At 62.4% G+C, this 12977-nt stretch carries 10 protein-coding genes and 1 pseudogene; 6 read left to right on the plus strand and 5 right to left on the minus strand.

Annotated features, from left to right (window positions below):
* From HP546_RS16595 to HP546_RS31855, 3 genes and pseudogenes are all read right to left on the minus strand, one after another.
* A partial coding sequence (locus tag HP546_RS16595) for a glycosyltransferase family 1 protein (RefSeq protein ID WP_172227497.1) occupies window positions 1-971 on the minus strand: 971 nt, incomplete at its 3' end.
* 147 nt (window positions 972-1118) lie between these two features.
* A complete protein-coding gene (locus HP546_RS31850; RefSeq protein ID WP_372242439.1) occupies window positions 1119-1904 on the minus strand; it encodes a methyl-accepting chemotaxis protein in 786 nt (261 codons plus the stop codon).
* A gap of 72 nt (window positions 1905-1976) precedes the next feature.
* A pseudogene (locus tag HP546_RS31855) lies at window positions 1977-2993 on the minus strand (cache domain-containing protein); the annotation flags it as partial.
* A gap of 170 nt (window positions 2994-3163) precedes the next feature.
* Here HP546_RS31855 and HP546_RS16605 point away from each other — a divergent pair.
* Window positions 3164-4639: a helicase HerA-like domain-containing protein gene (locus tag HP546_RS16605; RefSeq protein ID WP_172227501.1), complete on the plus strand. Its 1476-nt coding sequence runs from the start codon at window positions 3164-3166 to the stop codon at window positions 4637-4639.
* A gap of 76 nt (window positions 4640-4715) precedes the next feature.
* On the opposite strand, the gene HP546_RS16610 is transcribed toward HP546_RS16605, so the two are convergent.
* Both HP546_RS16610 and HP546_RS16615 read right to left on the minus strand, forming a co-directional pair.
* Window positions 4716-6188, minus strand: a complete 1473-nt coding sequence (locus tag HP546_RS16610; RefSeq protein ID WP_172227503.1) for an inorganic phosphate transporter — start codon at window positions 6186-6188, stop codon at window positions 4716-4718.
* A 312-nt stretch (window positions 6189-6500) separates the two neighbouring features.
* A complete protein-coding gene (locus HP546_RS16615; RefSeq protein WP_172227509.1) occupies window positions 6501-6701 on the minus strand; it encodes a hypothetical protein in 201 nt (66 codons plus the stop codon).
* Window positions 6702-7133: 432 nt separating this feature from the next.
* On the opposite strand from HP546_RS16615, the gene pcaR reads away from it, so the two are divergent.
* The 5 genes from pcaR to HP546_RS16640 form a co-directional block, all read left to right on the plus strand.
* On the plus strand, window positions 7134-8009 hold the full coding sequence (gene pcaR, locus HP546_RS16620; protein WP_372242438.1) for a pca regulon transcriptional regulator PcaR: 876 nt from the start codon (window positions 7134-7136) through the stop codon (window positions 8007-8009).
* Window positions 8010-8328: 319 nt separating this feature from the next.
* Window positions 8329-9675, plus strand: a complete 1347-nt coding sequence (locus HP546_RS16625) for an MFS transporter (RefSeq protein ID WP_172227505.1) — start codon at window positions 8329-8331, stop codon at window positions 9673-9675.
* Between the two features lie 281 nt (window positions 9676-9956).
* Window positions 9957-11162, plus strand: coding sequence for a 3-oxoadipyl-CoA thiolase (pcaF, locus tag HP546_RS16630; protein WP_172227513.1), 1206 nt, complete (start codon window positions 9957-9959; stop codon window positions 11160-11162).
* Between the two features lie 200 nt (window positions 11163-11362).
* On the plus strand, window positions 11363-12652 hold the full coding sequence (locus tag HP546_RS16635; protein WP_172227507.1) for an MFS family transporter: 1290 nt from the start codon (window positions 11363-11365) through the stop codon (window positions 12650-12652).
* A 9-nt stretch (window positions 12653-12661) separates the two neighbouring features.
* Window positions 12662-12977, plus strand: a 316-nt coding sequence (locus HP546_RS16640) for a lyase family protein (protein WP_256678488.1), incomplete at its 3' end; no start/stop codon positions are given.

Genomic DNA, 12977 nt, shown 5'->3' on the forward strand with positions numbered 1-12977 from the left:
CGCACGGCCGCCGCCATGGCCTGGCCATCGTTGGGGCGACACAAGCGCCCGCACTGTTCGTTGACGATTTCACTGAAAGCCCCGGCGCGCACAGCCACCACCGGTGTAGCGCTGGCCATCGCTTCGAGAATCACCAGGCCGAAGGTTTCCTGGTCGCCAGCGTGCACCAGCAGGTCGGCGCTGGCCATCAGCCTGGCCACTTCAGGCGCCGGGCAGAACCGGTTGATCACGCTGACGTTGCGCGGCACGTTGGCGGGCATATTCGAACCCACCAGCAGCAGGTGATAGGGGCGGCCCAGCTGCTGCATGCAGTCGAGCAGCACGGGCAGGTTCTTTTCGCGCGAGCCGCGGCCGGCATAAATCAGCAAGCGGCTGGTGTCGGCAATGCCCAGTTCGGCGCGCAGCCGCGGGTCGCGTTGCTCGGGGTTGAAAGTGGTCAGGTCTACGCCCAAGGGTTGCACATGTACGTCGCGCACCCCCAGGCGGCGAAGTTTGTCGGCCATTACCTGGCTAGGGGCCAGCACCCGGTCGAAATTGCCATACAGTTTGCTGACATAGGCTTCGACATTGGGGGTGAACCAGTTGCCCATGCGGTTGCTGACCAGCAGCGGCAGGTCGGAATGGTAGAAGCCGATCACCGGTACGTCGAGCTGGCGACGGGCTTCGAGCGCTGCCCAGGCGGTCAGGTAGGGGTCGCCGACTTCGATCAGGTCGGGTTTGAGCGTGCGCAGCGTGTTGCACCACGGCGCCAGTCGCAGCGGGAAGCGGTAGCCTTTGCCGAATGGCAGGGGAGGGGCAGGTACCTGATAGATACCGTCGCCGTGCTGGGCACTGGCACCGGGTATCAGCAGGCTGTGGCGTACGCCGTGGATGGCATCGAGGCGGCGGTGTTTGGCATCAAGATAGGTACGTACGCCGCCGCTGGCGGGGGCGTAGAACATGGTGATGTCGGCAATGTGCACGATCAGCATCCCTCCGGGATCGTCTTCGGGTCTGTCATCCGGCGGTTATGAGCCGGCGATGACGCGCCTTAAAGTTGACCTGTGTGAAGGATAGTTTGTTCGATCGGGTTGGGTGGCAGGACTGGAGCAAGAACTCCAGCCCTGCAGGCGACGCTGTCAGATGCGGAAACTGCCCACCAGCTGCTTCAGCCGGCCAGCCTGCTGCTCCAGGTCGGTGCACGCGCGCAGGGTGGCCTGCAGGTTCTCCACGCCTTCCTGGTTGAGCATGTTGATTTCGTTGATGTCCATGTTGATCGCTTCTACCACGGCGGTCTGCTCTTCGGTGGCGGTGGCCACCGACTGGTTCATGCCGTCGATCTCGCCGATGCGCACAGTGACGCTGTCCAGGCGTTCGCCGGCCTGGTTGGCGATCTGCACGCTGTCCTGGCTGTGGCGCTGGCTCTGGTCCATGGTCTCGACCGACTCGCGAGCGCCAACCTGCAGCTCTTCGATCATGGTCTGCACCTGCTGCGCCGACTCCTGGGTGCGGTGTGCCAGGTTGCGCACTTCATCGGCAACCACCGCAAAGCCACGGCCGGCTTCACCGGCACGGGCCGCTTCGATGGCGGCGTTCAGCGCCAGCAGGTTGGTCTGCTGGGAGATGCTGGTGATCACTTCGAGGATCTGGCCAATGTTGACGGTCTTGTTGTTCAGCGTCTCGATGTGCGCGCTGGAGCTGACGATCAGGTCGGACAGGCGGTTCATCGCCGCAATATTGCGCTCTACCACCTGCTGGCCCTCTTCGGCCAGCAGCCGCGCCGAGCTTGCGTGCTGCGAGGCCTGGGCGGCGTTGCCGGCAATTTCCTGGGCGGCGGCGCCCAGTTCGTTGATCGCGGCGGCCACGCTGTTGGTGCGGTTGGATTGCTCATCGGAATTGGTCATCGACGAGTTCGAGGCGCTCATCACCCGCAGGGCCACTTCGTTGACCTGCTCGGTGGCCGAGGACACTTCACGGATACTGCTGTGAATGCGCTCGACAAAGCGGTTGAAGGCGCTGCCCAGGATGCCGAACTCGTCGTGGTTATGGATGCGCAGGCGCTTGGTCAGGTCGCCTTCGCCTTCGGCGATGTCTTCCATGGCACGGGTCATGGTGTGCAGCGGCTGCATCAGCACGCGGATCAGCAGGCCAAGCAGGCCGATGATGATCACCACCGCCACCACCGTGGCAATCACTGCCGAGGTGCGGAAGGTGCTGAGCATCGCGAAGGCTTTGTCCTTGTCCACCGACAGGCCGATGTACCAGTTGGCCGACGGCAGCCCGGTGATCGGGGTGAAGGTCAGCAGCCGGGTCTGGCCCTCGCTCTGCACTTCGGTCAGCTCACCGGTCAATCGGGGGGTGTGCTGGGGGAACAGATCGGAGAGCGATTTCATCACCAGGTCTTGGTCCGGGTGCACCAGGATCTTGCCCTGGTCGTTGACCAGGAAGGCGTAGCCCATGCCGCCGAAGTTCAGCGAGTTGATGATCTGCACCAGCCCGTCCAGGGCCAGGTCGCCACCCACCACGCCGACACTGCTGGACACCTTGCTGAGGATGCCGATGACCATCTTGTTGGTGGTCATGTCGATGTACGGCTCGGTCAGGGTTGCGCCGGCGGCGTTCATGCCGTCCTTGTACCAGGGGCGCGGGCGTGGGTCGTAGCCGTCGGGCATTTTCGTATCCGGGCGCACGCTGAAGCCGCCGTCGACCTTGCCCAGGTATACAGTAAGGAAGCTGGAAATCAGCGCATTCTGGCCCATCAGGTTTTCCGCATTGGCCGGGTCCTGGGCAATGTTCTGCGCCAGGTTCTCCACCAGTTTGATACGGCCTTCGAACAGGTTGCGGATGTTGGTCGAAGTGGAGGCGCCCATTTCAGCCAGATAGTTTTCCAGGTCCTCGCGGATCGCATTACGCTGGAGGTAATCGTTGTAGAGGGTGAACAGGCTGAAGGCGAGTATCACGATCAGTGATGCTGCGAAAAGAATCTTGTGGCTGAAACGAAGGCTTTTGTTCATGGCGTAATCGGTTCCGCTAAGGTTTTATATCAGGCGTTCGCACGAGTGGAGCGGCAAGGCCGTGCAACATGCCGAAAAGTCCCTTTTCGGTTGTTCCTCTCTATTTAAGGCGAATATCACCCACGGGTATCGGCCGAATTAAGCCAAAGCTTGAGCAGAGGATTAAAGAGATGTCGGAATCTTCGACCATCGTTGTAGGTGCAGGCCCGGAAGGCCAACCCGTCGGGCAAGCCATGCGGCTGGCCAATCGTCACGGTCTGGTAGCGGGTGCGACGGGTACTGGCAAGACCGTTACCCTGCAGCACCTGGCGGAAGTGTTCAGCGACGCCGGGGTGGCGGTGTTCGCCGCTGACGTCAAAGGCGACCTTTGCGGCCTGGGGGCAAGCGGTGCGCCGCAGGGCAAGGTAGCAGAGCGCATTGCCGGCATGCCCTGGCTGGGGCATACGCCCCGCGCGTACCCGGTAAGCTTGTGGGATATCGCCGGGCAGTCCGGCCACCCGCTGCGCACCACCCTCAGTGAAATGGGGCCGCTGTTGCTGGGCAACTTGCTGGAGCTGACAGACAGCCAGCAGGCGGCGCTGTATGCGGCATTCAAGGTGGCCGACCGCGAAGGCTTGCTACTGCTCGACCTCAAGGACCTCAAAGCGCTGCTCGCGCACCTGAAAGACAACCCGCAAATGCTTGGCGAAGACAGCGCGCTGATGACTTCGGGGTCTACCCAGGCCTTGTTGCGCCGCCTGGCAACTCTGGAGCAGCAAGGGGCCGAGGCTTTGTTCGGCGAACCGGCGTTGCAACTGGAGGACCTGCTGCGACCGGACGCGGACGGCCGTGGTCGCATCCACTTGCTGGATGCCAGCCGGCTGGTGCATGAGGCGCCCAAGGTCTATGCGACCTTCCTGTTGTGGCTGCTGGCCGAGTTGTTCGAGCAGTTGCCCGAGCGCGGCGATGCCGACAAACCGGTGCTGGCGTTGTTCTTCGATGAAGCGCACTTGCTGTTCAACGGTACGCCCAAGGCGTTGCAGGAGCGTCTGGAGCAGGTGGTACGGCTGATCCGTTCCAAGGGGGTGGGGGTGTACTTCGTCACCCAGTCGCCGGGGGACTTGCCGGATGCTGTGCTGGCCCAGTTGGGGTTACGTATCCAGCACGGCTTGCGGGCGTTTACTGCCAAGGAACAGAAATCCCTGCGGGCGGTGGCCGATGGCTTCCGCCCCAACCCGGCGCTCGACACCCTGGCGGTGCTGACCGAGCTGGGGATCGGTGAGGCGCTGGTAGGTACGCTGGAAGAGAAGGGCACGCCGGCCATGGTGCAGCGTGTGCTGATAGCACCGCCGCAGTCGCGGATCGGGCCGTTGAGTGCAACCGAGCGCAGTGCGCTGATTGCCGCTTCGCCGCTGGCGGGGCGTTATGACAAACCAGTGGACCGTGAATCGGCCTATGAAATGCTGACCCAGCGCAAGGGCGAGGCAGTGGAGCCGGCGCCGCAGCCCAAGGCTGATGAAGAGAGCTTTGCCGACAAGGCCGGCGAGTTTCTGCAGGGGGCGGCGGGGCAGGCGATCAAGTCGGCAGTGCGCCAGGCGGCCAACCAGTTGGGCCGGCAGTTGGTGCGCGGTTTGATGGGGTCATTGTTGGGGGGCAAGAAGCGCTAGTTTGCCTATGCCTCTTCACAGGACCAGCGAGCATGAAAAAGGCGCCCGAAGGCGCCTTGATCTATTGCTGCATCACTCAGCCAATGGCTTTGGACGCCAGCCAGAACAGGCCGGCCGCCAGGCCCATCGATGCGGGCAGCGTCAGTATCCAGGCCAGCAGGATGGTCTTCACGGTGCCGCCTTGCAGACCGCTCTTGTTGGCAACCATGGTGCCGGCAACGCCGGACGACAGCACGTGGGTGGTCGATACCGGCAGCGCGAACACGTTGGCCATGCCGATGGCGCAGGCGGCAGTGATCTGTGCCGACATGCCCTGGGCGTAGGTCATGCCCTGCTTGCCGATTTTCTCGCCAACGGTCAGCACGACGCGCTTCCAGCCGACCATTGTGCCCAGGCCCAGGGCCAGGGCAACGGCCACGATCACCCAGAACGGGGCGTATTCGGTGGTAGCGGTCAGGTCTTTGCGCAGTTTTTCCAGGTCGGCCTTTTCACGGGCGTCCAGGCCAGGCAGTTTGCCAACCTTCTTCGCCGTGTCATCCAGGCACAACAGGTAGCGGCGTACTTCGACGCGCTTGTCGGCATCCAGGCTGTGGTAGTCGGTCACGCCCTGCAGCGAGGACTGCAGCGCGGCGATGGTCGGCTCGGTCTGCTGCGGGTTGCAGCTGAACTGCTCTGGCAGGTCGCTGGACTTGGCCTTGCCCAGTGCCAGGAACTCGCCCAGCGTGCTGGCGTTGCGCTGGTAGAACTGGCTCATGTGCAGCGTGGCGTCGCGGGTACGCTCGATCTGGTAGGTCGTGCTGTTCAGGTCGAGCACGAACTTGGCCGGCACGATACCGATCAGCACCAGCATGATCAGGCCAATGCCTTTCTGGCCATCGTTGGAGCCGTGCACGAAGCTCACGCCCATGGCCGAAACCACCAGCACCATGCGGTTCCAGAACGGCGGGTGCTTCTTGTCATCGAGCTTGCGGCGCTGCTCGGGGGTTTTGTGCATCTTCGACAGCGGGCGCCACCACTTCAGGCCGAGCAACACCAGGGCGGCAACGGCAAAGCCGGCCATTGGCGAGACCACCAGTGACATGGCGATATCGATCGCCTTCTGCCAGTTGACGCCGTCGCCCAGTGGGATGTCGTTGATCAGGGCGTTGGCCAGGCCGACGCCGAGGATGGAGCCGATCAGCGTGTGCGAGCTGGAGGCGGGGATACCAAAGTACCAGGTGCCCAGGTTCCAGGTGATGGCCGCGGCCAGCAACGAGAAGACCATGGCCAGGCCGTGTCCGGTGTTCACATTGATCAGCAGCTCGACCGGCAGAAGGTGCACGATGGCGTAGGCCACCCCCACACCGCCAAGCAGCACGCCAAGGAAGTTGAACACGCCGGAGAAGAACACGGCGAGGTGCGGTGGCATGGCTTTGGTATAGATGACGGTAGCTACCGCGTTGGCGGTGTCATGAAAGCCATTGATGAACTCGAAGGCGAGTACGAAGGTCAAGGCGAGCAGGAGGCTCACCAACACCCAGGCATCCAGTCCGCTGAATAAATCGATCATGAAGGTTGTCTGGCGGTCTTAGGGGGGCGGGATTATGCCAGAAAATGTTGGCAATCGATGCACCCGGTGCAGACCGATATCGATCTTCGTGGGCGGAACGTAATTTGCAGTGCGGTGCAGAAGGGCAGGGTAATGTCTGCTAAAAAACGCGAAAAATAGCGAAAAAAGGTGTTAAAGCAAGGAAAAATCCGACTGGCCATTATTCAAACAGTTGTATGAAATTTGTGAAATTCCATTTCATGTGAGGCCTGGCAGTAAAAATCGACCGCGCCCGGGCTGGCCGGGCGACGACGCGCTGGCGTGGCCCCGGGGTCAGGGAGCGTCGCTGCGCTGTTCCTTTTCCATACGTTCCAGTTCCTGGCTGAACGCCTGGTCGCGCACGCTGGCACGCTTGCGCCAGGGTTTGCGTTCCGGTTCCGGTTGTGCGGCGTAAGTGGTGACTTCACCACCGTAAACATCCTTGTAACGTTCAGCCTGGCGCTCGAGTTCCGCGCGCAGTTCATCTTTCGTCACATGTAGTACCTGAATGAAGTGTTGATCACTGTAGTTATGCATCGTGCAACGTGCATAGGCAACGCCAGCGTTGTGGCCGGCACATTCGATTATAGCAACCGATAATTCGGCGAACATCGTTATTTACTCCGCCCTGACATCATCAGACGCAATTAATCAACAGTGTCCGTTAACCAGGAAGCTTGCGTAGATGTTGAAACGCAAGAGCGGCAAAAGTTCGTCGCTATGGGCGGGTGCGGCCTTAACGAAAAACGGCCTCGCCGAAAGGCGAGGCCGTTGCCTGGGGACTTCTACGGTGGGTACCTGACCAGTCTCTCCAAAGAAGCCACAAGTGGCACGAGAAAGGTATAAGCAAAAGTGTCAGCGGTCAATTGCGATTATCGGTCGTTTGTTCGATAATCGCACGAACCGGCGTTTTTTTTGAGGTGTGCGATGAGTGACGAAACCTTGGGCAGCGATTCGGGCAACCCGGAGGCGGAACGGCCTGCTTCGGCTGCCATGGCGCCGCCAATCGTGGCGTCCCCGGCCAAGCGTATCCAGGCCTTTACCGGCGACCCGGATTTCATGACCTCGCTGGCACGTGGCCTCGCGGTGATCCAGGCTTTCCAGGAGCGCAAGCGCCACCTGACCATCGCCCAGATCAGCCACCGTACCGAGATCCCTCGCGCGGCAGTGCGTCGGTGCCTGCACACGTTGATCAAGTTGGGTTATGCCACCTCCGACGGGCGCACGTATTCGCTACTGCCCAAAGTGCTGACCCTTGGGCATGCCTACCTTTCGTCCACACCACTGGCCATCTCTGCCCAGCCTTATCTGGACCGCATCAGCGACCAGCTGCATGAAGCGGCCAACATGGCCACGCTGGAAGGCGACGACATTCTTTATATAGCCCGTTCGGCCACGGTGGAGCGGCTGATTTCGGTCGACCTGTCGGTGGGCGGGCGCTTGCCGGCTTATTGCACGTCGATGGGGCGCATCCTGTTGGCGGCCATGGACGACACCAGCCTGCGTGAGTACCTGGAGCGTGCCGACCTGAAGGCGCGCACCAGCCGTACCCTGCATGACCCGGAGTCGCTGTTCGCCTGCGTTCAGCAGGTGCGTGCACAGGGCTGGTGCGTGGTCGACCAGGAACTGGAGCAGGGCCTGCGCTCGATTGCGGTGCCGATCTATGACGCTTCCGGGCAGGTGTTGGCGGCCCTGAATGTAAGTACCCATGTGGGACGGGTGACGCGCAGTGAGCTGGAGCAGCGCTTCTTGCCAATTCTGCTGGCGGCCAGCCGGGACCTTTGCCATCAGTTGTTCGGCTGAGGCCGACGCGCTGCAAAGCGGCCCTGGGTCCGAACAGGTAAAACCCTTTCCTGTGCGATAAACGCACAGTGTCGTTCCGGGTGAATTGCGTCCAGCGCGCCCGCTGATTAATGTCTCTCGCAACGGTCGGCTGTGCCGACCGAACAAGAAAAACATAGAGGCACATACCATGAATACTGTCCCCTCGCTGCTGCGGCCGCACCCGCATGCAGTACCGTTGTATCCAGGCTGACGCAGGCCACATTACCTATTCATCGCTTTCTGTGCCGGCTACCCGCGTGCAGTGGCCTGGCTGTGCCCTTCATTCTGGATAACAACAATGAACCACGCGCAAAGCAACGTCGGCAAAAGCCTCGACGTCCAGTCGTTTATCAATCAGCAGCCTTTGTCCCGCTACCAGTGGCGGGTCGTGTTGCTGTGCTTCCTGATCGTCTTTCTCGATGGCCTGGACACCGCCGCCATGGGCTTCATCGCCCCGGCCCTGTCGCAGGAGTGGGGGATCGACCGGGCCAGCCTCGGCCCGGTCATGAGCGCCGCATTGATCGGCATGGTGTTCGGTGCCTTGGGTTCCGGGCCGCTGGCCGACCGTTTTGGCCGCAAGGGCGTGCTGGTGGGCGCGGTACTGGTGTTCGGCGGTTTCAGCCTGGCCTCGGCCTATGCCAGCAACGTCGATCAACTGCTGGTGCTGCGTTTTCTGACTGGCCTGGGCCTTGGCGCCGGCATGCCCAATGCCACCACGCTGCTGTCTGAATACACCCCTGAACGCCTCAAGTCGCTGCTGGTGACCAGCATGTTCTGCGGCTTCAACCTGGGCATGGCCGGTGGTGGCTTCATATCGGCCAAGATGATCCCCGCCTACGGCTGGCACAGCCTGCTGGTCATCGGCGGGGTACTGCCGTTGCTGCTGGCGCTGGTGCTGATGGTCTGGCTGCCAGAGTCGGCGCGCTTTCTGGTGGTACGCAACCGAGGCACAGACAAGATACGCAAGACCCTGGCGCCAATCGCACCGCAGGTGGTGGCCGAGGCCGGCAGCTTCAGCGTGCCGGAACAGAAGGCCGTGGCCGCGCGCAACGTGTTTGCGGTGATCTTCTCCGGTACCTACGGCCTGGGGACCGTATTGCTGTGGCTGACCTATTTCATGGGCCTGGTGATCGTCTACCTGCTGACCAGCTGGCTACCAACCTTGATGCGCGACAGCGGCGCAAGCATGGAGCAGGCCGCGTTCATCGGTGCGTTGTTCCAGTTTGGTGGTGTCCTCAGTGCCGTCGGCGTGGGCTGGGCCATGGACCGCTTCAATCCGCACAAAGTGATCGGCATTTTCTACCTGCTTGCGGGTGTATTTGCCTACGCCGTTGGGCAAAGCCTGGGCAACATCACGCTATTGGCGACCTTGGTGCTGATTGCCGGGATGTGCGTGAACGGTGCGCAGTCGGCGATGCCTTCGCTGGCGGCACGCTTCTACCCGACCCAGGGCCGTGCCACGGGTGTATCGTGGATGCTCGGCATCGGCCGCTTTGGTGCAATCCTCGGGGCCTGGAGTGGCGCGACGCTGTTGGGCCTGGGCTGGAATTTCGAACAGGTGCTGACGGCGCTGCTGGTACCCGCCGGGCTTGCTGCGGTAGGTGTGATCGTGAAGGGGCTGGTGAGCCACGCTGACGCAACCTGAAGCTTTGAGGCCGCTCCGGCCCTGTCGGAGCGGCCTTGCGTCGCGATGGGTTGCGCAGCAGCTCCAAATGGAAATGAATAGCAGGACAACAAATGGTTCGATAACCGCCCAAATAGTCGATTATCGGATTGTAAGCTACCCGCCACCCTCCTTAATCTGAGCGCATCGAAGCACCCTGACCAGGAGCCTCCAGATGTCCGCAAATGCCCGGCTTGGCCGACACTCTGCAGACACCCCCTAACCCATACCGCCGCGGCCCACGGCCGACTGGCAGGAGAAGCCTGATGCACGATGTATTCATCTGTGATGCCATCCGTACCCCCATCGGCCGCTTCGGTGGCGCCTTGGCCGGTGTGCGCGCCGACGACCTGGCGGCGGTGCCGCTGAAGGCGCTGATCGAGCGCAACCCTGGCGTACAGTGGGACCAGGTTGACGAAGTGTTCTTCGGCTGCGCCAACCAGGCCGGTGAAGACAACCGCAACGTGGCACGCATGGCGCTGCTGCTGGCCGGCCTGCCAGAGAGCATCCCGGGCGTTACCCTGAACCGCCTGTGCGCGTCGGGCATGGATGCCATCGGCACCGCCTTCCGTGCCATCGCCAGCGGCGAAATGGAGCTGGTGATTGCCGGCGGCGTCGAATCGATGTCGCGGGCTCCGTTCGTCATGGGCAAGGCCGAAAGCGGCTACTCGCGCAACATGAAACTCGAAGACACCACCATCGGCTGGCGCTTCATCAACCCGCTGATGAAAAGCCAGTACGGTGTGGACTCCATGCCGGAAACCGCCGACAACGTGGCCGATGATTACCAGGTTTCGCGTGCTGACCAGGACGCTTTTGCCCTGCGCAGCCAGCAGAAAGCCGCCGCCGCCCAGGCCGCTGGCTTCTTTGCCGAAGAAATCGTCCCAGTGCGGATCGTGCACAAGAAGGGCGAAACCATCGTCGAGCGCGACGAGCACCTGCGTCCCGAAACCACGCTTGAGGCCCTGACCAGGCTCAAGCCGGTCAACGGCCCGGACAAGACCGTCACCGCCGGCAACGCCTCGGGCGTGAACGACGGTGCGGCGGCAATGATCCTGGCTTCGGCCGACGCGGTGAAGAAACATGGCCTGACCCCACGTGCCCGAGTGCTGGGCATGGCCAGTGGCGGTGTCGCACCGCGGGTGATGGGCATCGGCCCCGTGCCGGCGGTACGCAAGCTGACCGAGCGCCTGGGCGTGGCAGTGAGTGATTTCGATGTGATCGAGCTCAACGAAGCCTTCGCCAGCCAAGGCCTGGCGGTGCTGCGTGAGCTGGGTGTGGCCGACGATGCGCCGCAGGTGAACCCCAACGGCGGCGCCATCGCCCTGGGCCACCCGCTGGGCATGAGCGGTGCGCGCCTGGTACTGACGGCGCTTCACCAGCTGGAAAAGAGCGGTGGGCGCAAGGGCCTGGCGACCATGTGTGTGGGCGTCGGCCAAGGTTTGGCGCTGGCCATCGAACGGGTTTGAACTGTACCGGCCTCTTCGCGGGTAAACCCGCTCCCACAGGAAAAGCGTTGCCCACTGCACAAGGTTGACCTGTGGCGGCGGGTTTACCCGCGAAGGGGCCGGTACATTCGACTCAAGGCCAATTGCCAGCCCGATAGCGGAACGAGTGTGTTACCAGGTATGTCTAGACTTATCTGGAACCCTCCTGGAGTAAAACCGTCATGACCTCAACCTATTACACCGGCGAAGAACGCAGCAAGCGCATCTTCGCTATCGTCGGTGCCTCTTCAGGCAACCTGGTGGAATGGTTCGACTTCTACGTCTATGCCTTCTGCGCGATCTACTTCGCCCCGGCGTTCTTCCCCTCCGACGACCCCACCGTGCAGCTGTTGAACACGGCAGGTGTGTTTGCGGCCGGCTTCCTGATGCGCCCCATCGGTGGCTGGATCTTCGGTCGCCTGGCTGACCGCCATGGTCGCAAGAATTCCCTGATGATCTCGGTGCTGATGATGTGCTTCGGCTCGCTGATGATCGCCTGCCTGCCCACCTATGCCAGCATCGGTGCCTGGGCCCCGGCGCTGCTGTTGCTGGCCCGCCTGATCCAGGGCCTGTCGGTGGGGGGTGAGTACGGCACCACGGCCACCTACATGAGCGAGGTCGCCCTGCGCGGGCAACGTGGCTTCTTTGCCTCTTTCCAGTACGTCACCCTGATCGGCGGCCAGTTGCTGGCGGTGCTGGTGGTGGTGATCCTGCAACAGCTGCTGACCGAAGACGAACTGCGCGCCTGGGGCTGGCGTATTCCGTTCGTGGTCGGTGCCATCGCCGCGCTGATCTCACTGATGCTGCGCCGCTCGCTGCACGAGACCAGCAGCGCCGAAACCCGCCAGGACAAGGACGCAGGGTCTATCAAGGGCCTGTTCCGTCACCACACGGCAGCCTTCATCACCGTGCTGGGCTATACCGCCGGCGGCTCGCTGATCTTCTACACCTTCACCACCTACATGCAGAAGTACCTGGTGAATACCGCGGGCATGTCGGCGAAGAGCGCCAGTTTCGTGATGACCGGTGCGTTGTTCCTGTACATGGTCATGCAGCCGTTCTTCGGTATGCTCTCCGACCGTATCGGCCGACGTAACTCTATGCTGCTGTTCGGTGCGCTGGGTACGCTGTTCACGGTGCCGTTGCTGATGGCGCTGAAGACTGTAAGCAGCCCGTTCATGGCCTTCGTGCTGGTCACCCTGGCGTTGTGTATCGTCAGTTTCTACACCTCGATCAGCGGCCTGGTGAAGGCCGAGATGTTCCCGCCGCAGGTGCGTGCGCTGGGCGTCGGCCTGGCTTACGCGGTTGCCAACGCGATATTTGGCGGTTCAGCCGAATACGTGGCCCTGGGCCTGAAGACCCTGGGTATGGAAAACACCTTCTACTGGTACGTGACGGCGATGATGGCGATCGCGTTCCTGTTCAGCCTGCGCCTGCCCAAGCAGGCGGCGTACCTGCACCATGATGATTAAGGAAGTTGCATGAGCAACCAACTGTTCGACGCCTACTTCACGGCGCCTGCCATGCGCGAGGTGTTTTCCGACCGCGGCCGCCTGCAGGGCATGCTCGATTTCGAAGCGGCGCTGGCCCGAGCCGAAGCCGCTGCCGGGCTGGTCCCGCACAGCGCGGTGGCGGCCATCGAAGCGGCGTGCCACGCCGAGCGTTATGACGTTGGCGCGCTGGCCAATGCCATTGCCACTGCGGGCAATTCGGCAATCCCGCTGGTGAAAGCATTGGGCAAGGTGATCGCCAGCGGCGTACCCGAGGCCGAGCGCTATGTGCACCTGGGGGCCACCA

Origin of the sequence: Pseudomonas sp. CM25 (assembly GCF_013179705.1) — a bacterium.
GTDB lineage: Bacteria > Pseudomonadota > Gammaproteobacteria > Pseudomonadales > Pseudomonadaceae > Aquipseudomonas.

Coding starts and splice junctions, on each gene's coding strand:
- HP546_RS31850 (WP_372242439.1), bottom strand. CDS start 1,904: ATGAGCGCCTCGAACTCGTCGATGACCAATTCCGATGAGCAATCCAAC.
- HP546_RS16605 (WP_172227501.1), top strand. CDS start 3,164: ATGTCGGAATCTTCGACCATCGTTGTAGGTGCAGGCCCGGAAGGCCAA.
- HP546_RS16610 (WP_172227503.1), bottom strand. CDS start 6,188: ATGATCGATTTATTCAGCGGACTGGATGCCTGGGTGTTGGTGAGCCTC.
- pcaR (WP_372242438.1), top strand. CDS start 7,134: ATGAGTGACGAAACCTTGGGCAGCGATTCGGGCAACCCGGAGGCGGAA.
- HP546_RS16625 (WP_172227505.1), top strand. CDS start 8,329: ATGAACCACGCGCAAAGCAACGTCGGCAAAAGCCTCGACGTCCAGTCG.
- HP546_RS16635 (WP_172227507.1), top strand. CDS start 11,363: ATGACCTCAACCTATTACACCGGCGAAGAACGCAGCAAGCGCATCTTC.